The organism is Variovorax soli, assembly GCF_031454625.1.
Taxonomy (GTDB): Bacteria; Pseudomonadota; Gammaproteobacteria; order Burkholderiales; family Burkholderiaceae_C; genus Variovorax; species Variovorax soli_A.
On the sequence record NZ_JAVDRF010000012.1, the window covers coordinates 175618 to 200677 of the forward strand.

Annotated in this window: 26 protein-coding genes; 17 read left to right on the top strand and 9 right to left on the bottom strand. The window is 67.6% G+C overall.

Features of this window, described 5'->3' with window-relative positions; all coding sequences use genetic code 11:
• Window position 1: 1 nt before the first annotated feature.
• The 5 genes from J2739_RS23255 to J2739_RS23275 form a co-directional block, all read right to left on the bottom strand.
• Window positions 2-1897, bottom strand: a complete 1896-nt coding sequence (locus J2739_RS23255) for an autotransporter assembly complex protein TamA (RefSeq protein WP_405053937.1) — start codon at window positions 1895-1897, stop codon at window positions 2-4.
• Window positions 1898-1957: 60 nt separating this feature from the next.
• Complete coding sequence (locus J2739_RS23260; protein WP_309906074.1) at window positions 1958-2875, bottom strand: 2OG-Fe(II) oxygenase; 918 nt, start codon at window positions 2873-2875, stop codon at window positions 1958-1960.
• A 157-nt stretch (window positions 2876-3032) separates the two neighbouring features.
• Complete coding sequence (locus tag J2739_RS23265) at window positions 3033-4220, bottom strand: vWA domain-containing protein (RefSeq protein WP_309906076.1); 1188 nt, start codon at window positions 4218-4220, stop codon at window positions 3033-3035.
• 6 nt (window positions 4221-4226) lie between these two features.
• On the bottom strand, window positions 4227-4835 hold the full coding sequence (locus J2739_RS23270; protein WP_309906078.1) for a GNAT family N-acetyltransferase: 609 nt from the start codon (window positions 4833-4835) through the stop codon (window positions 4227-4229).
• Between the two features lie 13 nt (window positions 4836-4848).
• On the bottom strand, window positions 4849-5691 hold the full coding sequence (locus tag J2739_RS23275; RefSeq protein WP_309906080.1) for an AAA family ATPase: 843 nt from the start codon (window positions 5689-5691) through the stop codon (window positions 4849-4851).
• A 161-nt stretch (window positions 5692-5852) separates the two neighbouring features.
• On the opposite strand from J2739_RS23275, the gene J2739_RS23280 reads away from it, so the two are divergent.
• A complete protein-coding gene (locus J2739_RS23280; RefSeq protein WP_309906082.1) occupies window positions 5853-6536 on the top strand; it encodes a c-type cytochrome in 684 nt (227 codons plus the stop codon).
• A gap of 65 nt (window positions 6537-6601) precedes the next feature.
• Here J2739_RS23280 and pcaG read toward each other — a convergent pair whose 3' ends face one another.
• A complete protein-coding gene (gene pcaG, locus J2739_RS23285; RefSeq protein WP_405053938.1) occupies window positions 6602-7207 on the bottom strand; it encodes a protocatechuate 3,4-dioxygenase subunit alpha in 606 nt (201 codons plus the stop codon).
• 18 nt (window positions 7208-7225) lie between these two features.
• Entirely contained in the window at window positions 7226-7954 is a 729-nt protein-coding gene (gene pcaH, locus J2739_RS23290) for a protocatechuate 3,4-dioxygenase subunit beta (RefSeq protein WP_309906084.1), read from the bottom strand.
• Window positions 7955-8058: 104 nt separating this feature from the next.
• Between pcaH and J2739_RS23295 the strand changes: the two genes are divergently transcribed.
• A complete protein-coding gene (locus tag J2739_RS23295; protein WP_309906086.1) occupies window positions 8059-9018 on the top strand; it encodes a LysR substrate-binding domain-containing protein in 960 nt (319 codons plus the stop codon).
• Here the strand turns inward: J2739_RS23295 and J2739_RS23300 are convergent.
• Window positions 8994-9428, bottom strand: a complete 435-nt coding sequence (locus J2739_RS23300) for a DUF1841 family protein (protein ID WP_309906088.1) — start codon at window positions 9426-9428, stop codon at window positions 8994-8996. The genes J2739_RS23295 and J2739_RS23300 overlap by 25 nt on opposite strands.
• A gap of 60 nt (window positions 9429-9488) precedes the next feature.
• Here J2739_RS23300 and J2739_RS23305 point away from each other — a divergent pair, with 60 nt between their 5' ends.
• From J2739_RS23305 to J2739_RS23360, 12 genes are all read left to right on the top strand, one after another.
• Window positions 9489-10439 (top strand): LysR family transcriptional regulator, encoded by a 951-nt coding sequence (locus J2739_RS23305; protein ID WP_309906090.1) that lies wholly within the window; start codon window positions 9489-9491, stop codon window positions 10437-10439.
• A gap of 139 nt (window positions 10440-10578) precedes the next feature.
• Window positions 10579-11091 carry a cupin domain-containing protein gene (locus tag J2739_RS23310; RefSeq protein WP_309906092.1) on the top strand — a complete coding sequence of 171 codons (513 nt, stop codon included), beginning with the start codon at window positions 10579-10581 and terminating at the stop codon, window positions 11089-11091.
• Window positions 11092-11116: 25 nt separating this feature from the next.
• Complete coding sequence (locus tag J2739_RS23315; protein ID WP_309906094.1) at window positions 11117-12124, top strand: hydroxyquinol 1,2-dioxygenase; 1008 nt, start codon at window positions 11117-11119, stop codon at window positions 12122-12124.
• 69 nt (window positions 12125-12193) lie between these two features.
• Window positions 12194-13942 carry an FAD-dependent oxidoreductase gene (locus J2739_RS23320; protein ID WP_309906095.1) on the top strand — a complete coding sequence of 583 codons (1749 nt, stop codon included), beginning with the start codon at window positions 12194-12196 and terminating at the stop codon, window positions 13940-13942.
• Entirely contained in the window at window positions 13939-14310 is a 372-nt protein-coding gene (locus J2739_RS23325) for a c-type cytochrome (protein ID WP_309906098.1), read from the top strand. Before J2739_RS23320 ends, J2739_RS23325 begins: the two co-directional genes overlap by 4 nt.
• A gap of 16 nt (window positions 14311-14326) precedes the next feature.
• Complete coding sequence (locus J2739_RS23330; RefSeq protein WP_309906100.1) at window positions 14327-14806, top strand: nuclear transport factor 2 family protein; 480 nt, start codon at window positions 14327-14329, stop codon at window positions 14804-14806.
• 53 nt (window positions 14807-14859) lie between these two features.
• Complete coding sequence (locus J2739_RS23335; protein ID WP_309906138.1) at window positions 14860-16323, top strand: aldehyde dehydrogenase family protein; 1464 nt, start codon at window positions 14860-14862, stop codon at window positions 16321-16323.
• 39 nt (window positions 16324-16362) lie between these two features.
• Window positions 16363-17619, top strand: coding sequence for an ABC transporter substrate-binding protein (locus J2739_RS23340; protein WP_309906102.1), 1257 nt, complete (start codon window positions 16363-16365; stop codon window positions 17617-17619).
• Window positions 17616-18335, top strand: coding sequence for an ABC transporter ATP-binding protein (locus J2739_RS23345; protein ID WP_309906110.1), 720 nt, complete (start codon window positions 17616-17618; stop codon window positions 18333-18335). Before J2739_RS23340 ends, J2739_RS23345 begins: the two co-directional genes overlap by 4 nt.
• Window positions 18332-19033 (top strand): ABC transporter ATP-binding protein, encoded by a 702-nt coding sequence (locus tag J2739_RS23350; protein WP_309906112.1) that lies wholly within the window; start codon window positions 18332-18334, stop codon window positions 19031-19033. Before J2739_RS23345 ends, J2739_RS23350 begins: the two co-directional genes overlap by 4 nt.
• A 25-nt stretch (window positions 19034-19058) precedes the next feature.
• The gene (locus J2739_RS23355) at window positions 19059-19919 is read left to right on the top strand and encodes a branched-chain amino acid ABC transporter permease (protein WP_309906115.1); all 861 of its coding nucleotides are present in this window, start codon (window positions 19059-19061) and stop codon (window positions 19917-19919) included.
• Between the two features lie 66 nt (window positions 19920-19985).
• Window positions 19986-21032 carry a branched-chain amino acid ABC transporter permease gene (locus J2739_RS23360; RefSeq protein ID WP_309906117.1) on the top strand — a complete coding sequence of 349 codons (1047 nt, stop codon included), beginning with the start codon at window positions 19986-19988 and terminating at the stop codon, window positions 21030-21032.
• Window positions 21033-21209: 177 nt separating this feature from the next.
• On the opposite strand, the gene J2739_RS23365 is transcribed toward J2739_RS23360, so the two are convergent.
• Window positions 21210-21635 (bottom strand): nuclear transport factor 2 family protein, encoded by a 426-nt coding sequence (locus J2739_RS23365; protein WP_309906119.1) that lies wholly within the window; start codon window positions 21633-21635, stop codon window positions 21210-21212.
• Between the two features lie 416 nt (window positions 21636-22051).
• Here J2739_RS23365 and J2739_RS23370 point away from each other — a divergent pair, with 416 nt between their 5' ends.
• From J2739_RS23370 to J2739_RS23380, 3 genes are all read left to right on the top strand, one after another.
• On the top strand, window positions 22052-22324 hold the full coding sequence (locus tag J2739_RS23370; RefSeq protein ID WP_309906121.1) for a hypothetical protein: 273 nt from the start codon (window positions 22052-22054) through the stop codon (window positions 22322-22324).
• A gap of 112 nt (window positions 22325-22436) precedes the next feature.
• The gene (locus tag J2739_RS23375; RefSeq protein ID WP_309906123.1) at window positions 22437-22634 is read left to right on the top strand and encodes a hypothetical protein; all 198 of its coding nucleotides are present in this window, start codon (window positions 22437-22439) and stop codon (window positions 22632-22634) included.
• A gap of 214 nt (window positions 22635-22848) precedes the next feature.
• A partial coding sequence (locus J2739_RS23380) for an autotransporter-associated beta strand repeat-containing protein (RefSeq protein WP_309906125.1) occupies window positions 22849-25060 on the top strand: 2212 nt, incomplete at its 3' end.

Here is a 25060-nt window from a genome sequence, read left to right on the forward strand (position 1 = left end):
GTCAGAACGTGAAGCCGAGCCGCAGATGCAGCCTGAATTTTTTCGTGTCGACGCCGTAGGCCAGGTCGGCCTGCACCGGTCCCACCGGGCTGCGCCAGCGCGCGCCCACGCCCACGCCGACCTTGGTCTTGAGCCCGCTGGGCCGGTCGGCGACGGCGCCCGCGTCGATGAAGACCGCGCTCTCCCACTCGGTGAGCTTGCCGCGATAGACGAAAGGCCGCTGCCATTCGACGCTGGCCGCGGTCATGTAGCGGCCGGCGACGATCTGGCCGTCGCTGCGCCGGGTGCCGATCTGCCGATAGCCGTAGCCGCGCACGGTGGTGTCGCCGCCGGTCAGGAACATCAGCGTGGAGGGAATCTGCGCGCTGTCCTTGGCCGTCACCGCGCCCCCCTCCGCGCGCAGCTGCAGGCGGCTGCTGCGGGCCGCGCTGGCGCTGTCGCCCTTGTCGCTCCAGTCGAGCGGCACGATGCCCAGCCAGCGGCCATAGATGCGGGTGAAGGGCAACTGCTCGCCGGTCAGCGTGTAGCCGGCGCCGAGTTCCAGTGCCAGGCCATGGCCGCGCGTCGGCACGTTCGTGTCGTCGAAGTAGCGACCGGTCCAGCCCCAGTTCACCGACAGCGCCGAGGCCGAGGGTGGGGCGTTGATGCCGCGGTTTCGCGCAGCGTCGTATTGCAGGAAGTAGGTGTAGTCGATGTGGTCGCTCGACTTGCCAAGGCCGCCCCGCAGCCGGCCGCTGTCGACCTTGTAGCTGCCGGAGGTCTCGCTCTTGACCTGCCCCGCGCCGAACCAGCGCCAGCCCTTGTCGTTGGGCACCGCATTCCATTCGGTGCCCAGCGACCGCGTCTCGCGGTCGACCGAGAGCTTGGAGACGGCGCGCCAGCCCAGCAGCGGCATGCGGTTGTGGATGTGGTCCACCGACAGCCGCGGTCCGCTGTCGGTGGTGAAGCCGACGCCCAGCACCACCTTCTGCAGCGGCGCCTCGCGCACCTGGGCGATGACCGGCGCCCACAGCGGGTTGCTGCCGTCCGTGTCGAGCGTGAGGAAGACCGAGTCGTAGTAGCCGCTGCTGGCCAGGCGCTGCTGCGCGTCGAGGAGCTGCTGCTGGTCGTAATCGCTGCCGGTCGGCACGCGCGCGATGCGGCGCGCGGCGTCAGCGTCGTAGCGTTCGCTGCCGCGCACCTCCAGCGGGCCGAAGCGGTAGGCCGGGCCCGAGCGGTAGTCGACATGCAGCCTGGCCTGGCCTGCGTCGGCGTCGATGTCGGCGCGGCTCAGCGCCACGCTGCCGGTCGGGAAGCGCTTGGCCGTCAGGCTGCGCAGCGCGGCCGACTTGGCGTTGTCCCAGCCGAGCTGGGTGAAGGGCTGGCCGGTGCGCAGTGGCCAGTCCTTGCGGATGGCCTCGCGCTGGGCCTCGGCGCTCGGGTCGGCGGCAATCGGTCCGCTGAAGTCGATCTGCACCTGGGCCACCCGCGTGAGCTCGCCGGGATCGACCGTGATGCGCACCTCGCGCGGCGCCTTGGCGTCGGGCGTCTCCTGCAGCTCCAGCGTGAGGCGGGGCGTGAAATAGCCGAGCGTCCCTAGCAATTCGCGCGCATTGCCTTCGGCCGCCACCATGAGGCGCGAGAGCTCGGCCGCCCCGAGGTCGCCGATCTGGCGGTAGCGCTGGATCTCCAGGTTGCGCTCGAGGTACTCGCGCACCGTGTCCGGTGCCTTGACCGACACGCTGAAGGCCTCGCGCGCGCCAGCCGGCTTCTCGCCGCCGACGGGCCTGGCACTTGTTTCGGACTCGGCCGACTCGCCTTTCGGCAGCAGGCTGCAGCCCTGCAGCAGCACAAGCAGGCCTGCACAAAAAAACGCCGGCATCCACGCCGGCGCGAGTGACCGAAACACCCTGAGCATGCGGCCATTCTGACAGCATGCCCGGCACGGCCCCCGTAGGCGGGAGCCGCGGATGGCGGCTCAAGCCCGGCCTGCGACCTTCCGTGCCAGCATCCACACCACCGGTGGCGTGATCATGCGGGCAACCGCCTTGGCGCGGTCCATGTGGTGCGTTTTCATGAAGACCGAGGCCGATTCGTCGCCGTGCTGCTTGCCGGCCAGCGGGCTGCTGTAGTAGTAGGCGGCGACCGAGCGGCGCGGGCGGCCGTCCGGCGCCTGCAGCGGCTTGGTGTGGCCGTGGTAACTGATCGGGCCGTGCGGCAGCAGGATGGTGCGGCCGAACTCGGGCTGCACGGTGGTCACGCAGCGGTCGTGCTTCTTGTCCCAGAGCTCCAGGCCGGAGCCCCAGTCCGGGTTCCATCCCTTGTTGAGGTAGGTGATGAAGACCATCTCGTTCTTCAGCCCGAGGTGACGGTGGCGATTGAAGTCGCGGTGCACGGCAAAGGTCGCGCCGGTGCGGCTTTCGTGCAGCCCGCCGCCGAACAGTTTCGGGTCCGGCAGCAGGTAGGGCACGCCGGTCAGCGACGACAGCCAGTCGATGAACCAGCCGGAATGGATGATGTCGAAGTACAGCTGGGTCGCGGGGCCCAGCGACGGGCCGAGCACCGAACGCCGGGTCGATTCGTAGCGGCTCTTGACCTCGGCCCAGCAGGTGCCGGGCTGGGCGTCGAATTCCTCGGCCACCAGATCCAGCAGGGCCGGGTTGAACAAGTTCTCCAGCACCAGGTGCGGGAAGGGAGAGGCGGCCATGAGCGCGTTGCGCAGGCGATCGCGCTCTGCCGGCGAGAAGAGGGCACGATCGACCAACTCGGCGTGCGGCAGCCGCACACCGCGGATGCTCACGAAGTCGGCGGGAAGCTGAAAGCGTGGGTCCTCGTCCGCAGGCAGAGGTTGCTCGAGAACCGGGGGATCGAGCGGCAGCGAAAGAACGGCAGACATGACAACACCTCCTGCGGACCGAGCGTCAACGAAACGCCGTAATTGAATCCTTAGGTGTTAACTGTAACTCGACGTCTCCGAGTTGTGACGACTTTTTTCGTGCTAGTCCGCCGGAAAAACGTAGCACCTGCAGCCTAGAACAGGCGTCGGACGCCGCCTATTTCGAGAGAAGCCGCATGGCTTCCTCGAGGCCTTTGAGCGTCAGCGGGTACATGCGATGGGATACGAGCTGTTGCATGACCGCGATACTTTGCCGGTACTGCCAGACGCCCTGAGGTTCGGGGTTGATCCATGCGAACTTGGGGAAGGCATGGGTCAGGCGCTGGATCCATTCGGCGCCCGCCTCCTCGTTGTTGTATTCGACGCTGCCGCCCGGCTGCAGGATTTCGTAGGGGCTCATGGTCGCGTCGCCCACGAAGACCAGCTTGTAGTCCTTGTTGTACTTGCGAATGATGTCCCAGGTCGCGAACTTTTCGGAGAAGCGCCGCCGGTTGTTCTTCCACATGAAGTCGTAGACGCAGTTGTGGAAGTAGTAGAACTCCAGGTGCTTGAACTCGGTCTTCACGGCCGAGAACAGCTCCTCGACGCGCTGGATGTGCTCGTCCATCGTGCCGCCGACGTCCATGAGCAGCAGCACCTTCACGTTGTTGTGGCGCTCGGGCCGCATCTTGATGTCGAGGTAGCCGGCGTTGGCGGCCGTCTTGTGGATCGTCTCGTCGAGGTCCAACTCGTCCTCGTGGCCTTCGCGCGCGAACTTGCGCAGCCGCCGCAGCGCGATCTTGATGTTGCGCGTGCCCAGCTCCTGGCTGTCGTCGTAGTCCTTGTAGGCGCGCTGGTCCCACACCTTCACCGCGCTCTTGTTCTTGCCGGCGCCACCGATGCGGATGCCCTGGGGGTTGTAGCCGCCGTGGCCGAAGGGCGATGTACCGCCGGTGCCGATCCACTTGCTGCCGCCCTCGTGGCGCTCCTTCTGCTCCTCGAAGCGCTTCTTGAGCGTCTCCATGAGCTCGTCCCAGCCCATCTTCTCGATCTTGGCCTTTTCCTCGGCCGTGAACTCGCGCTCCAGCGTCTTGCGCAGCCAGTCGAGCGGCACCTCCTTGGTGAAGTCCGTCACCAGCTCCACGCCCTTGAAGTAGGCGGCGAAGGCGCGGTCGAACTTGTCGTAGTGCTTCTCGTCCTTCACCAGCGCGGTGCGCGAGAGGTAGTAGAAGTCATCGAGCCCGTAGGCGCCTTCCGAATTGGGGCCGACCACGTCGGCCTGCAGCGCCTCCAGCAGGCTCAGGTATTCCTTGACGGACACCGGAAGCTTCGCCGAGCGCAGGGTGTAGAAGAAGTCGATCAGCATGGCGAATCACTCCCGGGTTTCAGCGCGCGGCTTGTCCAGCAGGTAAAGCAGCTGGGCGCGCACCTCGGGCCATTCGCCCGAGCGCAGGCTGTACATCACCGTGTCGCGGATGGTGCCGTCGCGGCGCAGCGCATGGCCGCGGATGACGCCGTCCTTGCGGGCGCCCAGGCGCTCGATGGCGCGCTGCGACGCATGGTTGAAGTTGTCGGTGCGCCAGCCCACCACGTGGCAGCCCAGCGTGTCGAAGGCGTGCGTCATCATCAGCAGCTTGCAGGTGGTGTTGACGTGCGTGCGCTGGCAGCGCCGGGCATACCAGGTGTAGCCGATCTCGACGCGCTTCACCGCGGGCAGGATGTCGTGGAAGCTCGTCGATCCGAGCACCGTGCCGCTGGCCTCGTCGGTCACGGCGAAGGCGAAGCGGTGGCCCGCCTCGCGCGCGGCCAAAGCCGCCTCGATGTAGGCGCGCGTTTCCTGCGGCTCGGGCACCGAGGTGACCCGGATTTTCCACAGCTCGCCGTCGGCAGCGGCTGCGCGCACGCCGTCCTCATGGTCCAGCGCAAGCGGCACCAGCGCGATGCCGCGCGACCTCAGCGTGACCGGCTCGACGAATGCCATCGGCAGCTCCCGCTCAGCGGTTGTGGCGTTGCATGAACACCAGCTTCTCGAACAGGGTCACGTCCTGCTCGTTCTTGAGCAGCGCGCCCACCAAGGGCGGGACCGCGACCTTGTCGTCCTTGCTCTGCAGCGCCTCGAGCGGGATGTCTTCGGCGACCAGCAGCTTGAGCCAGTCCAGCAGCTCCGACGTCGACGGCTTCTTCTTCAGGCCGGGCAGGTTGCGCACGTCGTAGAAGGTCTTCATGGCCGAGGCCAGCAACTCCTGCTTCAGACGGGGGAAGTGCACCGCCACGATGCTCTTCATGGTCTCTGCGTCGGGAAACTTGATGTAGTGGAAGAAGCAGCGGCGCAGGAAGGCATCGGGCAGCTCCTTCTCGTTGTTCGAGGTGATGAAGACCACCGGCCGGTGCTTCGCCTGGATCAGCTCGCGCGTCTCGTAGCAGTAGAACTCCATGCGGTCGAGCTCGCGCAGCAGGTCGTTCGGGAATTCGATGTCGGCCTTGTCGATCTCGTCGATCAGCAGCGCCACCGGCGCATCCGCGGTGAAGGCCTGCCACAGCACGCCCTTGACGATGTAGTTGTGGATGTCCTTCACGCGCTCGTCGCCCAGCTGCGAATCGCGCAGCCGGCTCACCGCGTCGTATTCGTAGAGTCCCTGCTGGGCCTTGGTCGTCGACTTGATGTGCCACTGCAGCAGCGGCAGCCCGAGCGAGCCAGCCACCTCTTCCGCCAGCATCGTTTTGCCGGTGCCGGGTTCGCCCTTCACGAGCAGCGGCCGCTTGAGCGCGATGGACGCGTTGACCGCGAGCATCAGATCCTGTGTGGCGACGTAGTTGTCTGAACCCTTGAATTTCATGGATGACGTAGAGCAGAGAGGGAGTGGATGAAGGACCCAACATTCCATTCATCTGCGTCGCGCAAGGGCCCCGAGTGCCTCACGCACGGGCTGCCGAGAGCCCCCGCATATAATCAAATGTTGACCAGAAAACCAGTTTTCCACGAGATTGTGCGCGCAAAATGAACAAGTTGTTGTCCACGGTGTTTGCCCTCGCTGTCGCTTGCGTGACGGTCTCCGCCCAAGCCCAGAAGGTCACGGGCAATGCCGAAAACGGCTCGAAGAAGGTGGCCATGTGCATGGGCTGCCACGGCATCATCGGCTACCAGGCCACTTTTCCTGAAGTTCACAAGGTCCCGATGATCGCGGGCCAGAGTGCCACGTACATCGTCTCCGCACTCACGGCCTATAAGGGCGGCGACCGCAAGCATCCCACCATGCGCGCCATCGCCGACTCGCTGAGCGAGCAGGACATCGCCGACCTCGCGGCCTACTACAGCCAGCTCGGCGTGCAGGAAGGCGATGCACCGCCGGCCACCGCATCGAAGCAGCCGAGCGAGCGCGTGCAGGCCCTGATCTCGCGCGACAAGGACAACGCCTGCACCAAGTGCCACGGCGCCAACTTCAACACCCCGAATGACGGCACGGTGGCCAAGCTGGCCGGCCAGCACGCCGACTACCTCTACGTCGCCCTCAAGTCCTACAAGACCGAGAAGCACATGACCATCGGCCGCTCCAACGGCGTGATGAGCGGGCAGGCAAAGAAGTTCAGCAACGCAGAACTGAAGGAACTGGCCAGCTACATCAGCTCGCTGCCGGGCGAACTCAAGACGGTTCCGGAATCGCGCATCCATCACGCCAAGTAGACCGCGTTCACCCCGAAAAAAAGCCCGCCTGCAGCGGGCTTTCTTTCTTGCGGCCGCGCGCTGGCTCAGACGTCGAAGAACACGGTCTCCTGCGGACCCTGCATGCGAATGTCGAAGCGGTACGTGACCTGACCGCCGGTCTCGCTGCGCTGCGCCACCAGCGTCTGGCGCCGCTCCGCCGGCACGCTGGCAAGCACCTTGTCCTCGGCATTGGCCTTCGCCTCGTCGTCGAAGTAGATGCGCGTGAAGGCGTGCAGCAGCATTCCGCGCATCAGCACGATCACGTTGACGTGCGGCGCCTCGCCCGGCGATTCGGCGCCCGGCTTGACGGTATGGAACACGAAGCGGTTCTGCGCATCGGTGCCCGTGCCCGCGCGGCCGAAGGCGCGGAAGCCGATGGCCTGCGCGTCTTCCACCGACTGCGGATAGGCGCCGGTGCCGTCGGGCTGGCTGATCTCGACCAGTGCGTCGTCGATCGGCTTGCCGTCGCCATCGATCACCCGGCCCTCGATGCGGATGCGCTCGCCGCGCGCACTGTCCAGCGCGAGCACCGCGTCGAAGGGCTGGTCGAAGGCGTAGCCGTACTGCGTGGCCGCGAGGCCGTAGGCGAAGTAGGGGCCGACCGTCTGCGAAGGGGTCTGGCCGAAGTTGATCTCGAGTGCGCTCATCATGGTGCGTGTCTCCTAGGCTTATCTGTTTTCGAAGGGCGTCTCGTCGGCGCCGCGCAGCACCATGTCGAACACGTAGCCGAGCGCGTAGCCTTCTTCCGTCACGTCGAGGCTGAAGTCGGCAATCAGCCGGTTGCGTACCTTCTCCGGCGTGCCGGTGATCATCGGGTCGTACTGGTGCAGCGGATCGCCGGGGAAGTACATCTGCGTCACCAGGCGGCTGGCGAAGTATTCGCCGAACAGCGACAGGTGGATGTGCTGCGGCCGCCATGCGTTGGGATGGTTGCCCCAGGGGTAGGCGCCGGGCTTGATGGTGAGAAAGCGGTAGCGGCCCTCGTCGTCGGTCAGGCAGCGGCCGGCGCCGAGGAAGTTGGGGTCCAGCGGCGCGTCGTGCTGGTCCACCTTGTGCACGTAGCGGCCGCAGGCATTGGCCTGCCACAGCTCGACCAGCGTGTTGCGCACGGGGCGGCGGCGCTCGTCGAGCACCTGGCCGGTGAGGATCATGCGTTCGCCCAGCGGCTCGCCGTTCCTGCGTGCATTGCGCGTGAGGTCGTGATCGAGTTCGCCGATGCTGTTGTGGCCGTAGACCGGCTGGCGCAGTTCGCCGAGCGAAGCCTTGAGCGGAATCAGCGGCTGCGTCGGCCCGCGCTTGGCGGTGGAGCGGTAGCCGGCGTAGATGTAGGAGGGATGGCTGGGCCAGTCGCGCGGCGTGAGCGTGGGCAGGGCAGCCGCTTGAGGGGAAGAGCTCATGGACTTGTCTCCGGGTTCGTGTGGGGATGGGCCTTGACTCTATTCATGCGCATTGCTGATGTAAATTGACGTTCTCTCGATTTTTTATAAGCATTGGTAATTGAATGGCCGCCAAGTCCGAAGCCTTCCTTCGTGGTGTGCAGTTGAGGCACTTGCGCTGCCTGGTGGCGGTGGCGCAGGAACGCCATCTGGCGCGTGCGGCCGAGCGGCTGGCGCTGAGCCAGCCGGCGGTGTCCAAGACGCTGGCCGAGCTCGAGGCGCTGGCCGGCGCCCGGCTGGTGGAGCGCGGCAGCGCGGGGCGGCGGGGCATCCAGGGCTTCACCGTCGCGGGCGAGCAGCTGCTGGCGCACGCGCTGCGGGTGCTGGAAGCGCTCGATGCCAGTGCCCAGGCGCTGATGCCAGCCTCCGGCCTGCGCCTGCAGCGCCTTCGCATCGGCGCGCTGCCGAGCGTGGCGCCCTCCCTGTTGCCCGGGGCGCTCGCCCGGCTGCGCGAGCGGCTGCCCCTGGTCCAAGTGCTGGTGCAGACCGGGGCCAACGCCCTCCTGCTCGACGCGCTGCGTGCCGGCGAGCTCGACCTGGTGGCCGGGCGCATGAGCGATCCCCAACTGATGGCCGGCCTCACCTTCGAGCTGCTCTACACCGAGCCGCTGGTCCTGGTCGCACGCGCCGGCCATCCGCTGGCCGGTGCCGCGCCTTCGGCGCAGGAGGTGCTGGGCTATCCGCTGGTGATCTACGGCGAGGGCACGATCCCGCGCCATCACACCGAAAGCTTCCTGTCGGGGCTCGGGCTGCGCCTGCCCGCGCACGGGACGCAGACGCTGGACCTCTCGGTCGCTCGCGCACTGCTGCTGCGTTCGGACGCCGTGTGGTTCACGCCGATCGGCGCTGCGCTCGACGACCTGGCCAGCGGCCAGCTGGTGCGCCTGGCGGTCGACACCGCCGGCACCGAGGAGCCGGTGGGCCTGCTGCTGCGCAGCGATGCCGAACCCTCGCCCGCACGCCAGGCGCTGATCGCCTTGCTGCGCGAGAGCGGCGCAGATCAGTCGCGCGTGGCGCGCCGCTGAACGCAGGCCACGTAGCCCTGGCCATCCGGCGGGCGGCCGGCGCGCTGACTCTCCCACATCATCTGGCCCAGGCATTCCATCGCCTCGTGGTGCGCCTCCAGCAGCGAGTCGCGGCGCGCGGCCAGCAGCTCGACGGCCTGGCGGATGCCACGGGGCTGGTCGATGGAGCACTGCTCGCTGATCGACAGGTGCATCGACAGATGCAGGAAAGGGTTCTCGCGCCCGTCCTGCCCGTCGTAGACGCGGGCCACCGCCGCGTCCGCATCGGCCAGGTCGGCGTGGTACTCCGGGTGCTCGTCGATCCAGCGGCTGGCGATGATCTCCAGCGCCTCCATCGGCAGGCCCTGCCGGCTCTTGGCGTAGACGTCGCAGAAGAAGCGGCGCACTTCTTCCTGGGTGGGATTGAACATGGGCCGAGGTTAGCACCGGCCCCAAGGGCGCATGCAGTGGGCGGCCGCTACATTGAAGCCATGGACCGACTTGAAAACATAGAGACATTCGTCCGGGTGGCGCAGACGCAGAGCTTCGCCGAGGCCGCCCGGCAGATGCGCGTGGCCAAGTCGGTGGTCACGACGCGGGTCAAGCAGCTGGAGGAACACGTGGGCGCGCCGCTGTTCCACCGCAGCACGCGGGTGGTGCGGCTCAGCGATGTCGGGCAGGCCTTCCTGCGCGACTGCACCGAGCTGGTGGGCCGGGCCAACGACGTCATGGACCAGATGCGCGGCGCGCGGGCCGGCCCCACGGGCACGCTGCGCATCCATGCGCTGACCGGCTTCGTGCTGGGCCACCTCGCGTCGGTGCTGCGTGCCTTCCAGGCCAGCTATCCCGACATCCACCTCGAGCTCATCGTGAGCGACACCGTGGTCGACCCGGTCAAGGCGGGGGTTGATTGCGCGCTGCAGATCTTTCCGGCGGCTTCCACCGAGCTGGTCTCGCGCCCGCTGTTCCCGGTGCGCCGCGTGTTCTGCGCCACGCCCGAGTACCTGCGCGCCAATGGCACGCCGCAGACCCCGCGCGAACTGCACAAGCACCGGCTGGGCCTCTACTCGGGCTACCCGAGCCGCGACCGCTGGACCTTTCACCACGAGGGCGAGCAGGTGACGATCTACATGACCGCCGCGCTGCTGACCAACAGCGTGCACCTGCTGCGCGAGTACGCGCTGGAGCATGCCGGCATCGTGTGCCTGCCGACGCTGGTGGCGGGCGATCCCATCCTGCGCGGCGAGCTGAAGGTGGTGCTGCCGGAGCACCAGCTGTCGTCCTTCTCGCTCAACGCGGTCTATGCGGGGACCTCGCGCAACGCCTTCAAGCTCAAGCTCTTCATCGAGCACATCACGGCCGCCTTCACGCGCGTGGCGCCTTGGGATGCGGCGATGGTCGAACGGGGATTGCTGCCCGCCGAGCTCGTCGCTGACGCCTAGCCCACCGGGAAAACCCTGCCGATTGACCGCATCCGCCGAACAATGCGGCCCGCTTTTGACGCCTACCGAAGGGGCCCCGTGCTTCCTACAGTTCGTTCCATCGCAGCGCCGCTGCAAGAACGACCCAGGAGACCCGCCCATGACCGCCACCGCCTACCAGACCCGCTTCGGCTCGCTCAAGCATTACGAGAAGGGGCACGTCGAGCCCATTGCCGATGACGTGAAGCACTACGCGATGTCCAACTGCTTCGACATCGCGAGCAAGAGCAAGCCTTACGAGAAGGTCGTGTTCGGCCAGAACCAGATCTACGTGCTGGAGACCTTGCGCGCCGAGGGCAGCTCCCCCTGGTACACCTGCGCCCACGACGAGTTCGCGCTGGTGATGGATGGCGAAGTCGAAGTGCACCTGGTCAGGCTCGAAGACGCCCAGACCGTCGGCGACGAGAACAAGAACGGCGCTGTCCTCCTGAAGGACGAACCCAGGGGAAAGAAGATGGGCTGGATGAAGCTCACGCGCGGCCACCAGGGCCTGCTGCCGAAGAACACCGCCTACCAGTTCCGCAGCGTCGGCGAGCCCGGCGTCATCGTCCTGCAGACCTGCAAGGGCGACCTTTCCATCGAGCGGTGGGCCGACATCTGCCAGACCCACTGACGCGAACCGAACCCGAGGAGCCCCCATGAACGCACCCGCAGAACTCGCCAACTTCATCGCGTCCCAACCGGACAGCATGCTCGGCTACAAGGACTTCACGCTGGGAAGCTTCGGCTTCCGCCGCGACGAGTACTTCGCCCACATCACCTGGAAGACGCGGGACGGCCGCCCGATGAGCCACACGATGGACGTCGGCAACTACCTGCGCGCCCTGATGCGCGATGTCGCCTGGGGCTTCTTCTACGGCTGGGTCAACTTCGACGACGTGGTCGGCACCGTCAACCACTACCAGTCGGTCGATCTCTACGCCGGCAGCTACAACGGCACCATGAAGGAAGCCGGCATCGATCTGCTGGAGAACTTCCCCACCGCCCAGATCCGCGCCACCTTCGAGGCCATGCTCGACGACTGGACCAACGAGAGCTTCGACCCCTTCGCCGCGCCGCAGGAAACCGGCTCGCCCTATGGCCGCAAGAAGGGCAACAACACCGCCAAGATCACCCGCGCCCGCGAGCTCGCCAAGCGCTGCGTCGGCCTGAAGGACGACCTGCGGCTGCGCAGTGACGACACCGGCGCGCCGGTCAACCGCGCCTTTGCCGACGTGCCGCAGGGCCAGCCCGAGCTGCATCCCGAACCCGGCTTCGAGAACGAGGTGCATGCCTTCAACCTCTTCGGTTTCCTGAGCCGCTCGCAGGTGACGTGGAATCCGAGCTTCACCTCCGTCGTCAAGCACAGCTTCATGTGCCCGACCACGGAAGAGCACATCCTGCCGATCATCCACGGCAACGACCGCGTGGAGTGGTTCTTCCAGATGACCGACGAGATCCACTGGGACTGCGGCGACAAGAACACCGGCCGCCCCATGGCCCGCGTGATCATGAAGGCCGGCGACATGGCCGCCATGCCGGCCTATTGCCGCCACCAGGGCTTCAGCCCCAAGCGCTCGATGCTGCTGGTGTGGGAGAACGGCTCGCCGAGCCTGGTCTATGAAATCCAGAAGGGCGAAAGCCCCGAGATCCCGGTTTCGTTCTAGGCGATAAGCGCGCCGCACTTGCGGCGCGACCTTCCTTCCGAGCTTCGCTTCCTTCTTCAGGAGACAAAAATGGCAGACCGTATCCGGTCCGATGCCGGCGCCAACTCGCGCCGGCGATTCATGCAACAAGCGGGCGCAGGCTCGGCCGGCGTCGCGGCAGCGACCCTGGGGCTTTCGATGCAGGAGGCCGACGCAGCCACGGCACCTGCGTTCGACGCCACCTACGACATCGTGGTCGCCGGCAGCGGGGCGGGCGGGCTGGCCTCGGCCCTGTTCGCACGCTGGCAGGGCAACAGCGCCGTGATCCTGGAGAAGGCAGGCAGCATCGGCGGCACCACCGCCAAGGCCGCCTTCTGGTACTGGGTACCGAACAACGAGGCCATGAAGAAGGCCGGCATCGCCGACCCCAAGCCCGACTTCCTCAAGTACGTGGCGCGGCTGTCGAACCCGCAGGGCTACGACCCCGGCCACCCGCGCTACGGCTTCACGCAATGGGAGTACGACATGTGCTCCGCCTTCTACGACAGCGCCTCGCCCGCGGCCGAGCTGCTGGCCGCCAAGGGCGCGCTGCCCTACCGCCACGTCGCCGACGTGCCCGACTACTTCGCCGAGCTGCCCGAGGACAAGGCGCCCAAGGGCCGTGTGCTGGTGCCGAAGGAGGCGATCCCCAGCATGGCCGATGGCGGCCTGGTCGCGGTGCGCACGATGTCGACCAAGGCACGGCAGGAGGGCATCCCGATCCGCACCGGCGTGCGCGTCACGAAGCTGCTTCAGGACAAGAGCGGCCGAGTGATCGGCGTCGAGGCCAAGGACGAGCTCGGCGCCACCGTGCGACTGCGCGCGCGCAAGGCCGTGATCTTCGCCACCGGCGGCTTCACCCACAACGTGGAGCTGCGCAGGAACTTCCTCAACGGCCCCATCTTCGGGGGCTGCGCAGCCCCGAGCAACGAAGGCGACTTCGTGCCGATCGCCGGCGCGCTGGGCGCGCAGCTGCGCAATATGAACTACGCCTGGTCCTGCCCGATCCCGCTGGAGAAGGCGATCGCCAAGGACGGCTCCATCTCCGGCATGTTCTCCGTGGCCGGCGACTCGATGCTCTTCGTCAACAAGTACGGGCATCGCAACGTCAACGAAAAGCTGCAGTACAACGAGCTGGCCCAGACCTTCTTCGAATGGGATGGCGCGAAGGCCGAGTACCCCAACCTCGTGCGCATCGCGATCTGGGACCAGCGCTCGCAACAGCATTCGGCCAGCGCCGAATACGGACGGCTGATCGTGCCGCCCGGCACCGACGACCGCCATGTGATCAAGGGCGCGACGCTGGCTGAGCTGGCGCGCGGCATCGACGAGCGCTTCGCCAAATACGCGGGCGCCATCGGAGCGGCGCGGCTGGCGCCCGAGTTCCTGACCAACCTGCAGGCGGCCATCGCGCGCTTCAACCAGTTCGCGAAGACCGGCAAGGACCTGGATTTCAAGCGTGGTGAGCGCGTGGTGGAGCAGCTCTTCAACGGCGACGTGAAAGACGAGCCCGGCCGCAGCAACCCGACGATGTGGCCGCTGGCCGATGCCGGACCGTACTACGCGGCCCTCGTCGTGGCCGGCACCCTGGACACCAAGGGCGGCCCGAAGACCGACACCAACGGCCGCGTGCTCGACGCCGGCGACCAGCCGATCCCCGGCCTCTACGGCGTCGGCAACTGCGTGGCCTCGGCCTCGGGACGCGCCTACTGGGCCGGCGGCGCGACGCTGGGGCCGATCATCGCCTTCGCCTACCGGGCGGCGAACGCGGCCCATGCCGAGGGCAGGAGCGCCGCATGAAGACCGAGATGCTGCTTCCGCTCGCCGCCTGCCTCGTGCTCGCCGCGAGCCTCGCTCAGGCCCAGTCGCCGGGCCAGCGCCTGGCCCAGAGCGCCTGCACGCAATGCCACAGCTTCGGCAAAGGGGAGCCGAACGGCGTGGGCCCCAACCTCTACGGCCTGCTGGGCAGGCCCGCCGGGGCCAGCACCGGCTTCGCCTATTCGAAGCAGTACCTCGACGCGATGAAGGGCAAGACCTGGGACCGCGCGCTGCTCGACCAATGGCTCGCCGACACCCAGGCCGTCGCGCCCGGCAGCACGATGGCCTATTTCCAGGACGACCCGAAGAAGCGCGCCGCGCTCATCGAGTACATGCAGTCACTCAAGTGAAAGAAGGAGACCCACCATGGCCATCACCCGTCAAACCATGACCGACGAGCAACGCAAGTCGGTCGCGCTCGAATACCTCAAGGCTTATGACAACGGCGGCGTCACCTCGACCGGCGGCTCCATCCTCGACCTGTTCGCGGGCGATGCGCAGGTCTACTTCCCCAAGTGGGGCCTGGCCAACGGCAAGGACGAGATCGGCAAGCTCTTCGGGGAGGTCGGCAGCCGCGGCAAGTCCATCCGCCACGACTACGCGGGCTTCAACTGGATCTTCACCGGCACCGACCTGTTCGCCTGCGAAGGCACGAGCTACGGCGAGCATGCCGACGGCCCGTGGCGGGCCGGCGTGCCGGAGTGGGGCGCGGGCCGCTGGTGCGACGTGTTCGAAGTGCGCGACTTTTTGATCCAGCGCTGCTTCATCTACCTCGATCCCGACTACGCGGGCAAGGACACGGCACGCTACCCGTGGCTGGCCGGCAAGACGCCCGACAAGGGTTGAACACCATCATGAACCTCGCAGACATCCAGGAAGCCGCCGGCCTCAGGACGCCGATCCGCCATCAGCTCTTCATCGACGGCCGCTTCGTCGATGCCGAGTCCGGCGAGACCCTGGCCACCCTCAACCCGCACGACAACTCGACCATCGCCGAGGTGGCCCTGGCCGGCAAGGCCGACGTGGACAAGGCGGTCGCCGCCGCAAAGCGCGCCTTCCCGGCCTGGAGCCGCATGGCGGCGGCCGACCGCGGCCGCATCCTGCTGAAGCTCGCGGACCTGATCGAGGCCAACGAAGAAGACCTGGCACGCCTCGAATCGCTGGACACCGGCCACCCGGTGCGCGACTCGCGCCGCCTCGACGTGCCGCGCACGGCGGCCTGCTTCCGCTACTTCGGCGGCATGGCCGACAAGTTCCAGGGCGAGACCATTCCCGTGGAGGCCGGCTTTCTCAACTACACGCTGCGCGAGCCGGTCGGCATCGTCGGCCAGGTGGTGCCATGGAACTTCCCGCTGATGTTCACCAGCTGGAAGATGGCGCCCGCGCTCGCGGCCGGCAACTGCATCGTGATGAAGCCGGCAGAGATCACGCCGCTCAGCTCGCTCAAGCTCGTCGAGCTGATGGCCGAGGCCGGCATGCCCGAGGGCGTGGTCAACATGGTGCCGGGACTGGGCAGCGTCGCGGGGCAGTACATCGCCGAGCATCCGGAGATCGCGAAGATCGCCTTCACCGGCAGCACCGCCACCGGAAGGCGCATCGTCCAGGCCAGCGCCGGCAACCTCAAGAAGGTGCAGCTGGAGCTCGGCGGCAAAGGCCCCAACATCGTGTTCGAAGATGCCCATCTGCAGGCCGCCGTCAACGGCAGTGCCTGGGCGATCTTCCACAACCAGGGCCAGGCCTGCATCGCCGGCTCGCGCCTCATGCTGCACGAGAAGATCGCCGATGCCTTCCTCGAAAAGTTCATCCCGCTGGCGCAATCGATCCGCCTGGGCAATCCGTTGGACGAGGCCACCGAGATGGGCCCGCTCACCAGCGCGCAGCATCGCGAGCGCGTGCTGAGCTACGTCGAGGTCGCGAAGGGCGAAGGCGGCGAGGTGCTCGCGGGCGGCAAGTCGCCCGGCGGTGATCTCGCGCAGGGCTGCTACGTGGAGCCGACCGTGGTGCGCGCCCGGTCCTTCCGCGACCGCGTGGCGCAGGAGGAAGTCTTCGGCCCCTTCGTCACCGTGCTCACCTTCAAGGACGACGAGGAGGCCCTGCGGATGGCCAACGGCACCGACTACGGCCTCGGCAGCGGCCTGTGGACCGGCAACCTGCAGCGCGCGCATCGGCTCGCGCGCGACCTGCATGCCGGCATGGTCTGGATCAACAGCTACAAGCGCGTGAATCCCGGTTCGCCCTTCGGCGGCGTGGGCCAGAGCGGCTACGGCCGCGAGATGGGCTTCGATGCGATGCGCGAGTACACCCAGGTCAAGAGCGTGTGGGTCAATGTCGATGCGCAGATCCCGCCGCACTTCGTTCGATGAACCCGCGATGGGCCTGAAGACATGAACAAGGAGACGACCATGACCCTCAACCGCAGACAGTTCACCCAGGCCGCAGCCGCCCTGGCCGCCGGCGGCGCCGCGCCGCTGGTGTTTGCCGCCGACACGCTCAAGATCGGGTACGTCTCGCCGCAGACCGGTCCGCTCGCGCCTTTCGGCGAGGCCGACAAGTGGGTCATCGACCAGATGAAGACCGTCTTCAAGGACGGCCTCAGCGTCGGCGGAAAGAAGTACGCGGTGCAGATCGTGCTCAAGGACAGCCAGTCCAACCCCAACCGCGCGGGTGAGGTCGCCAACGACCTGATCCTCAAGGACAAGGTCGCGCTGGTGCTCACCGCCGGCACGCCGGAGACCGCGAATCCGGTGAGCGACGCCTGCGAGCTCAACGAGGTGCCCTGCGTCTCCAGCGTGGTGCCCTGGCAGCCCTGGTTCTTTGGCCGCAAGGGCGATCCGGCCAAGGGCTTCGCCTGGACCTACCACCTGTTCTGGGGGCTCGAGGACGTCATCGCCAACTTCACCAACGGCTGGAAGACGGTGAGCACCAACAAGAAGGTGGGCGGCCTCTTCCCCAACGACGGCGACGGCAATGCCTGGGGCGACAAGGAGCTCGGCTTTCCGAAGCCGCTCGCGCAGATGGGCTTCACGCTCACCGACCCGGGCCGCTTCCAGAACGGCACGCAGGATTTCAGCGCGCAGATCGCCGCCTTCAAGCGCGACAACGTCGAGATCGTGACCGGCGTGGTGATCCCGCCCGATGCCAAGACCTTCCTCACGCAGGCGCGGCAGCAGGGCTTCAAGCCCAAGGTCGTCACGCTGGGCAAGGCACTGCTGTTCCCGGGCGCGATCGAGGCGCTGGGCGAGCTGGGCTACGGCTTGTCCACCGAGGTGTGGTGGAGCCCTTCTCATCCCTTCACGTCGAGCCTGACGCGGCAAAGCGCCAAGTCGCTCGCCGAGGCCTACGAGACCGGCACGAAGAAGCAATGGACGCAGCCGATCGGCTTCGCGCATGCGCTGTTCGAAGTGGCGGCGAACACGCTGTCGCGCGCCAAGTCGACCAAGGCAGGCGATGTGCGCGACGCCGTCGCCGCGACCTCGCTCGATACCGTGGTCGGACCGGTGAAGTGGGGCGGACAGGGCCCCTTCAAGAACGTGAGCAAGACGCCGCTGGTGCTGGGCCAGTGGAACAAGGGCCAGAAGTACAAGGTCGAGCTGGCCATCGTCAACGACGAGGCCGCGAAGAACATCCCGGCCACGGGCACGCTGCAGCTGCTGTCATGAGCCTTCTCGCGCTGCACGGCGTGCGCAAGTCCTACGGCGCGCTCAAGGTGACCGACGACATCACGCTCGCCGTCGCCGAGGGCGAGACCCTGGGCATCCTCGGGCCGAACGGCGCGGGCAAGACCACGCTGTTCAACCTGATCTCGGGCGACGTGCGCGCGGACGGCGGGCGCGTCGAGTACGAAGGGCGCGATGTCACCGGGCTCAAGCCTCACCAGCGCTGCCATGCCGGCATCGGCCGCAGCTACCAGGTGCCGCAGCCCTTCGGGAACATGAGCGTGTTCGAGAACCTGGTCACTGCGGCCTGTTTCGGCGGCGGCCAGTCCGAACGTGAGGCCTGGCGAACTGCCCAGGAGGTGCTGGCCGAGACCGGGCTGATGGCGCATGCCAACACGCCGGCCGGCGGGCTCACGCTGCTGAACCGCAAGCGGCTGGAGCTGGCGCGCGCGCTCGCGACGCGACCGAAGCTGCTGCTGCTGGACGAGATCGCAGGCGGGCTGACCGAGCCCGAGGCCCGGCTGCTGGTGGAGGAGCTCCAGCGCATCAAGGCGCGCGGCGTGACCATGATCTGGATCGAGCACGTGGTGCATGCATTGCTGTCGCTGGCCGATCGGCTGTTCGTCATCAACTTCGGGCAGAAGCTGGCGGAGGGCGCGCCGCGGGCGGTGATGAACGACCCCGAGGTGCGCCGCGTGTACATGGGGATGGAAGCATGAGCGATCTCTTGGCGGCCCACGGACTCCAGGCCTTCTACGGGGACGCGCAGGCGCTCTTCGGCATCGACCTGTCGCTTGCCCAGGGCGAGCTCGTCGCCATCATCGGCGCCAACGGCGCGGGCAAGTCCACGCTGCTCAAATGCCTCACCGGCCTCGTGCGCGCCCCGCGCGAGGCGGTGCGCTTCAAGGGCGAGACCATCGGCGGCCTGCCGCCCGGCGAGATCGTGAAGCGCGGCCTGGCGATGGTTCCGGAAGGCCGGCGCCTGTTCCCCAGCCTGAGCGTCGAGGAGAACCTGCTGATCGGCGGCCTCGCCGGCCGCAAGGGCCCGTGGAACCTGCAGCGCCTCTACGGCCTGTTCCCCATCCTGGCGGAGAAGCGCCGCGACCCCGGCACCGCGCTGTCGGGCGGCCAGCAGCAGATGGTGGCGCTGGGCCGCGCGCTCATGAGCAACCCCGAGCTGCTCCTGTGCGACGAGCTCTCGCTGGGCCTGGCGCCGATCGTGATCCGCGAGATCTACGCCGCCATGCCCGCGATCACCGGCGAGGGCATGACGGTGGCGATCGTCGAGCAGGACCTGAGCATGGCGCAGCGCGTGTCGCAACGCATCTACTGCCTGCAGGAAGGCCGCGTCTCGCTCAGCGGCCGTTCCGATGCGCTGACGCGCGAGCAGATCTCGCAGGCGTATTTCGGCGTCTAGGAACGAAGACGGGGCCCGCCACACCATGATCGAAATCCTCCTCCAAGGCATCCTCCTGGGCGGCCTCTACACGCTCTTCGCCCTCGGCCAGTCGCTGATGTTCGGCGTCATGCGCCTGACCAACACGGCGCAGGGCGACTTCATCATCCTGGGCGCCTTCGCTGTCGTGGCCGGCACCACGCTGGCAGGGGGCGCGCCCTTCGCGGTTGCGCTGGCGGTGCTCCCGCTGGCCTTCGGCTTCGGCTACGCGCTGCAGCGCTACGTGCTCAACGGCACGCTCGGCAAGGACCCGCTGCCCTCGCTGGTCGTGACCTTCGGGCTCTCGATCGTGATCCAGAACCTGCTGCTGGAGCTGTTCTCGGCCGACCCGCGCTCGATCGAGACCGGCGGGCTCAACACCCAGGGCCTCGCCTTCGGCGACTCGCTCTCGCTGGGCGTTCTGCCGCTGGTGATCCTGGCCATCGCGGTCGCCGCCACCGCCGGGCTGCAATGGCTGTTCGCGCGCACCGCGCTCGGGCGCTCCTTCCGCGCCGTCTCGGACGACCGCGAGATCGCCGAGCTCATGGGGCTGGACGCGAAGAAGGTCTACGCCTTCGCCACCGCCATCGCCTTCGTGCTGATCGCGGTGGCCGGTGCGCTGCAGGGCATGCGCACCACGGTGTCGCCCTCGGACGGGCCGCTGCTGCTGCTGTTCGCCTTCGAGGCCGTGATCATCGGCGGCATGGGCTCCTTCTGGGGCACGCTGGCCGGCGCGATGATCCTGGGCCTCACGCAGCAGATCGGCTTCCGGCTCGACCCGGGCTGGGGCATCTGGGTCGGCCACATCGTGTTCCTGATCGTGCTGGTGCTGCGGCCGCAGGGACTGTTCCCCAAGACGCGAGGCTGATGCCATGAGCCGCACGGCCGCTCCGAAGGCTCATCGCCCTGCAGCCCGCAGGGCGGAGGTGACCCAATGACCCGCAACCCACCCCTTGCCGCGACCTCCACCGCCCCTGCCGCATTCGACGTCGTGCGCAACACCGCCGCGAGCCGGGTCGCGCTGGGCGTGGCCGTCGCGCTGGCCCTGCTCGCTGCCACGCTGCCCTTCTGGGGCGAATCGAGCTGGATGCGCGAGTTCGTCGAGTTCGCCTGCTACCTCATCTTCGCGATGATGTGGAACCTGCTCGCCGGCTACGGCGGCATGGTCAGCATCGGGCAGCAGGCCTTCTTCGGCTTCGGCGGCTACGTGATGCTCATGCTGGGCAACTTCGCGGGCGTGAATCCCTTCATCGCCATTCCCCTGGGCGCATTGGCCGCGGCACTCGTCGCGGTGCCGGTGTCCTTCGTCGCCTTCCGGCTCTCGGGCGGCTACTTCGCCATCGGGACGTGGGTCATCGCGGAGGTGTTCCGCCTCAGCTTCGCCAACGTGTCGGCCGTGGGCGGCGGCTCCGGCACCACGCTGACTGCGCTGCGCGGCATCGACCGCGCGACGCGCGAGAGCGTGACCTACTGGATGGCGCTGGCCTGCGTGGTCGCGGCCATCGCGCTGGTCTATCTTTTCCTGCGCAGCAAGCGCGGCCTGGCCCTGCTCGCGATCCGCGACAACGAGGTGGCGGCCGAATCGCAGGGGGTCCCGGTCGTGCGCATGAAGCTCGCGGTGTATGGGGTCGCAGCGTTCGGCGCGGGCCTGGCGGGCGCGCTGTACTTCGTCGGCAACCTGCGCATCAGTCCCGACGCCGCCTTCAGCGTCAACTGGACGGCCTTCGCGATCTTCATGGTGGTGATCGGCGGCATCGGGCGCATCGAGGGGCCGCTGGTGGGGGCGCTCATCTTCTGGGCGCTCAACAAGTTTCTGAGCGACTACGGCACCTGGTACCTGCTCGGCCTGGGGCTGATGGCGATCGTGGTGACCATCTTCTTCAAGCAGGGCTTGTGGGGCTTTGCGCAGCAGCGCTGGGGGTGGTCGCTGTTTCCGACCCAGCGCGTGCTGGTGGATGGCGGGCGGGCGCCAAGGCCTTGATCAATCTGGACCTTGCGGTTTGCGCAACTGCACGACGGTCTTCCCTGGTGTGGGACGAAGGCAGGAGGCTTGCCCTCGCGTCCTGGCGCAACGTGGCCGCGGAGAAGCGAATTTCGAGCGTGTTCCGTCAGACGGCCAGGCGGTACGCGCGCAGCCTCGAATCGCCCTGGTGCGCCGCTACCCGGCCGCCTCGAGCGCGGCCGCGGTGTCGTAGAACTCCATGAAATCCACGACCTTGCCGTCGCGCAGTCGATGCACGTCGGCCTTGGGCGACTTCATGATCTTGCCGGTGCTGCGGTGCTTCCATTCGCAGCTGCCCAGCATCACGACGCGATCGCCCTGGGCGATGAACTCGTGCACGTTGTAGCTGACCATTTCCCAGTCCTTGCCCAGGTCCTGGAAGTAGCGCTGCACTTCGTCCTTCGATCGGCAGGCCAGGGTGAATTCCACGCCGGCAGCGCCCGCGGCCAGCGAGCGCCACTGCACGTCTTCCGAGAGCAGGTCCATCCAGCAGGACACGCCCTCGCAGTCGGCCTTGGACTGATGCCAGAAGGCATAGCCCTTCTCGAGCAGCGCGACGTTGTTGCTTTCTTCTTCGGTCATGAGTGCCTCCGATTCCTCGGCTCTCCTTCAAGCAGGCGGACCGCGTCGTCCTGCGGACCCGCCAGCGACTGATGACCGCACATCTTGCGCCGGCTTCGACGGGATCCGCAATCGTCCATTGGACAGATGCCGCCGCGCCAGCGTGATCGACGCGGCCCGGTTCAGGCAGCGGCTTGCCACGACCCAGCGGGTGCGAGACGCGCCGGCGCGGAGCAGGCGCCGGAAGCAGGAGGCGCGAGATGCATACCGGCAGACGCGCACGTGGATGTGTCGCGGGCAGGCCACTGAACGCCGTGCTTTTTTGCACGCTTTGTCGGCTTCCGGGTGTCCCCGGGGAGGTGGCGTGACTTCCGCCACTTCCCCACGCCGCCTCGCGGGCGTTCAATGTCCTGACCGCTTTCCACCCGAGGCTCGCCATGCTGACCACCTTGTTGAGCTCTTGCATCCGCATCTGGCGCAGGCCCGCGCGACGGCGCCAGCGCTTGGCCGTCATCGCGCAGGCGCACGGCCAGACCATGCTGCTGGATTGCCAGCGGCACCAGCAGGGTTGGTCAGGGGTCGTGAAGATCCGCGAGGCCTCGCAGGAGCGCGTCGTCCATGTGTGCACCGAACTGCGCGCGAACATCGACGACGCGCTGGGCGATGCGGAGCACGATGCGCAGCGGCTGGTGCTGATGTTCGTGCAGTGAGAGCGCCCTGAGGCCCTATAACCGAATGCGGCCTCCCTGACAAGAGCACTTCTGAAGGAGGCGCCGCGCGGAACCGCGCGCCAAACTGCGGCCGCGAGGACCCCAGCCAGCCATGACGAAGAAGATCCAGCTCAATGACGAACAGTGGCGCACGCTCGAGGCGTTGCGCGACGCTCTCGCCAAGCGGCGACCGACCAACGCCATCAAGGTCTCGAGCCGCCTGCGCTCCAACGGCCTGGTGGCCACCAGCCGTGATGGCGCGAGCATGCTGACCGTCCAGGGGCTCAGCCGCCTGAACCAGGGACGCTGAGCGCGGCCGGATTTCCTCGCCGGATGCGATAGCGGCATGCGCCAGACGGCGAGGCCGTCAGGAGGATCGCCGGTCCCTGCAACGTGATCGATCCCCACCGATTGAATTCTTGCTTTTTGTCGCGGCATTGTGCTTGCGACCCTCTCCATTCCTAGCATTCACGGCCGTGTCCGTTCGGACCGAGTTCGTTTTCCCGACTCACCGTGAAGCTTCAATGAACCACATCTACCGCCTTGTCTTCAATCGTGTCCTGGGCGTGCGTCAAGCCGTCTCGGAACTGGCCAAGGCCTCCGGCAAGGGACGCGTGATTTCCGCACTGGCGGTCGGCCTGTTCAGTCCTGCCGCATTCGCCGTGAGCTATTACACCGTGACAGACGAAGCCGCGCTGCGAACGGCGCTCGGCAGCGCGATCGATGGGGATGTCATCGTCTTCGGGCGGGACATCACGCTGTCCTCCGACCTGGCGCCGATCACGCAGAGCATCGACATCCGGGGCAGTGGCCATGTGTTGAGCGGCAACGATGCCTACCGCGGCTTTTTCGTCCAACAGGGGACAGTCGAAATCAGCGACCTCGACATCGCCCACGCCACCGCGCAAGGCGGTTCGGGCGGCGGCAACGGCGGCGGCGGCATGGGTGCGGGCGGGGGCTTGTTCGTCAACAGCGGCGCGGCCGTCACGCTCAGCAATGTCCGGTTCGACGGCAATCGCGCGATCGGCGGTAGCGGCGGCGCCAGCGGCTGGGATTCCGGCGGCGGTGGCGGCATGGCAGGCGGTGGTGCCGATCGACTTTCCGGAAGCAACGCCGGTGGCGGCTTGGGTGGTGGCGGTGGCAGCGGTGGCACCCTCCAGGTTCCCGCAACGCCCGGAGGCGCGCTCGTGGGATCGGGTGGGGCTGCAGGGAGCCCCCCCGGCATCAATCCCGCCGTCGCGTTCGGTGGCGATGGCGACGTCGCTTTTTCTGGCGGAGGTGGCGGCGTGACTTTCGGCACCGGCGGCACCGGCGGTGACTTCGCCGGCGGCGGGGGCGGGGGCGCAGGTGCGGCATGCGGGCCGGGAGGCAGTGGCGGCTTCGGCGGCGGCGGCGGTGGCGGCGGGTGCGACGGGAGAACAGCGGAGTGGGGCGGCACGGGGGGCTTCGGCGCGGGCGGTGGCGGAAACGGCGGGGTCGAAGGCTTCGGCGGCGGGAGAGGGGCAGCCGTCGCGGGCCTGGGCCGAGGCATTGGCGGCGGCGGCGGCGGCGGCGGCTTCGGCGGGGCCGTCTTCGTGCGCAACGGCGGCAGCCTGACGATCGCCAGCGATTTCGGCTTTCAGAACAATTCGGTGGCCGGCGGCAATGGGGGGCCTGGTTTGCTTGGCGGAAACGCCGGGAGCAGCGGCAGCAGCGCCGGCAGCAACCTGTTCCTGCAGGGCAACGGCAACCTGGGCATTTCACCCGGGTCAGGCGTGTCCGTCGTGCTGGACACGGCCACCATCGCCGACCAAAGCGCACTCGGCGGCATCGGCAGCAACGCCGGTCTGTGGGGTTTGATCAAGACCGGCGACGGCGTCCTGCAACTCACCGGCACGGCGGGCTTTTCGGGCAGCGTGCAGATCGATCAGGGCAGCGTCGCCACCGCGGCGGACGCCAGCCTCGGGCGCAGCGGTCAATTGGGCTTGAACGGCGGCACGCTGCAGTACCTCGCCGGCTTCACCTCCGCCCGGTCCATCACGCTGGGCGCGGCGGGCGGCACTTTCGACACACAGGGCTTCGACAGCGCCTTGGAGGGCAGCGTTTCAGGCGCCGGCCAGTTGATCAAGCGCGGCAGCGGTACCTTGGTGCTGAGCGGCGCCAATACGCATGAGGGCGGCACCGCGATCCAGGGTGGCGTGCTGTCGATAACATCGGACGGCAACCTGGGTGCAGCCTCGGGAAGGTTGGATTTCGCCGGCGGCACCTTGCGCAACACCGGCGCGGTCTCGATGAACCGGGCTGTCACGCTCGCTGCCTCCGGGGGCACATTCGAGACCCAGGCAGATCTTCTGCTCAGCGGCGACATTTCGGGCCGGGGTCGATGGACGAAAGAAGGTGGGAGCACCCTCGTTGTCACCGGCGCTGCCAGCCATACCGGCGGCACCACGATTTCGGGTGGCACCCTGCAGATCGGCAATGGCGGCACCACGGGCTCGCTGACAGGCGACGTGCTGAACAACGCGACACTGGCCTTCAACCGTTCGGACGCCCTGAGTTTCAACGGGGCGATCACCGGCAGTGGAAATGTCGTGAAGAGCGGCGCCGGCACGTTGACGCTGGCCGGGGCCAACACCTACGCGGGCGGCACCACCGTCAACGCCGGCATCCTGGCCGGCAGTGCGAGCAGCTTCGGCAGTGGCGCCATCGTCGACAACGCCACGCTGCGGATCGATCAGGCAGGTGACGCGATCTTCG

Excerpts from the sequence above, each read along its gene's own strand:
- J2739_RS23255 (WP_405053937.1), bottom strand. The coding sequence starts at position 1,897 with ATGCTCAGGGTGTTTCGGTCACTCGCGCCGGCGTGGATGCCGGCGTTT.
- J2739_RS23260 (WP_309906074.1), bottom strand. The coding sequence starts at position 2,875 with ATGTCTGCCGTTCTTTCGCTGCCGCTCGATCCCCCGGTTCTCGAGCAA.
- J2739_RS23265 (WP_309906076.1), bottom strand. The coding sequence starts at position 4,220 with ATGCTGATCGACTTCTTCTACACCCTGCGCTCGGCGAAGCTTCCGGTG.
- J2739_RS23270 (WP_309906078.1), bottom strand. The coding sequence starts at position 4,835 with ATGGCATTCGTCGAGCCGGTCACGCTGAGGTCGCGCGGCATCGCGCTG.
- J2739_RS23275 (WP_309906080.1), bottom strand. The coding sequence starts at position 5,691 with ATGAAATTCAAGGGTTCAGACAACTACGTCGCCACACAGGATCTGATG.
- J2739_RS23280 (WP_309906082.1), top strand. The coding sequence starts at position 5,853 with ATGAACAAGTTGTTGTCCACGGTGTTTGCCCTCGCTGTCGCTTGCGTG.
- pcaG (WP_405053938.1), bottom strand. The coding sequence starts at position 7,207 with ATGATGAGCGCACTCGAGATCAACTTCGGCCAGACCCCTTCGCAGACG.
- pcaH (WP_309906084.1), bottom strand. The coding sequence starts at position 7,954 with ATGAGCTCTTCCCCTCAAGCGGCTGCCCTGCCCACGCTCACGCCGCGC.
- J2739_RS23295 (WP_309906086.1), top strand. The coding sequence starts at position 8,059 with ATGGCCGCCAAGTCCGAAGCCTTCCTTCGTGGTGTGCAGTTGAGGCAC.
- J2739_RS23300 (WP_309906088.1), bottom strand. The coding sequence starts at position 9,428 with ATGTTCAATCCCACCCAGGAAGAAGTGCGCCGCTTCTTCTGCGACGTC.
- J2739_RS23305 (WP_309906090.1), top strand. The coding sequence starts at position 9,489 with ATGGACCGACTTGAAAACATAGAGACATTCGTCCGGGTGGCGCAGACG.
- J2739_RS23310 (WP_309906092.1), top strand. The coding sequence starts at position 10,579 with ATGACCGCCACCGCCTACCAGACCCGCTTCGGCTCGCTCAAGCATTAC.
- J2739_RS23315 (WP_309906094.1), top strand. The coding sequence starts at position 11,117 with ATGAACGCACCCGCAGAACTCGCCAACTTCATCGCGTCCCAACCGGAC.
- J2739_RS23320 (WP_309906095.1), top strand. The coding sequence starts at position 12,194 with ATGGCAGACCGTATCCGGTCCGATGCCGGCGCCAACTCGCGCCGGCGA.
- J2739_RS23325 (WP_309906098.1), top strand. The coding sequence starts at position 13,939 with ATGAAGACCGAGATGCTGCTTCCGCTCGCCGCCTGCCTCGTGCTCGCC.
- J2739_RS23330 (WP_309906100.1), top strand. The coding sequence starts at position 14,327 with ATGGCCATCACCCGTCAAACCATGACCGACGAGCAACGCAAGTCGGTC.
- J2739_RS23340 (WP_309906102.1), top strand. The coding sequence starts at position 16,363 with ATGACCCTCAACCGCAGACAGTTCACCCAGGCCGCAGCCGCCCTGGCC.
- J2739_RS23345 (WP_309906110.1), top strand. The coding sequence starts at position 17,616 with ATGAGCCTTCTCGCGCTGCACGGCGTGCGCAAGTCCTACGGCGCGCTC.
- J2739_RS23350 (WP_309906112.1), top strand. The coding sequence starts at position 18,332 with ATGAGCGATCTCTTGGCGGCCCACGGACTCCAGGCCTTCTACGGGGAC.
- J2739_RS23355 (WP_309906115.1), top strand. The coding sequence starts at position 19,059 with ATGATCGAAATCCTCCTCCAAGGCATCCTCCTGGGCGGCCTCTACACG.
- J2739_RS23360 (WP_309906117.1), top strand. The coding sequence starts at position 19,986 with ATGACCCGCAACCCACCCCTTGCCGCGACCTCCACCGCCCCTGCCGCA.
- J2739_RS23365 (WP_309906119.1), bottom strand. The coding sequence starts at position 21,635 with ATGACCGAAGAAGAAAGCAACAACGTCGCGCTGCTCGAGAAGGGCTAT.
- J2739_RS23370 (WP_309906121.1), top strand. The coding sequence starts at position 22,052 with ATGCTGACCACCTTGTTGAGCTCTTGCATCCGCATCTGGCGCAGGCCC.
- J2739_RS23375 (WP_309906123.1), top strand. The coding sequence starts at position 22,437 with ATGACGAAGAAGATCCAGCTCAATGACGAACAGTGGCGCACGCTCGAG.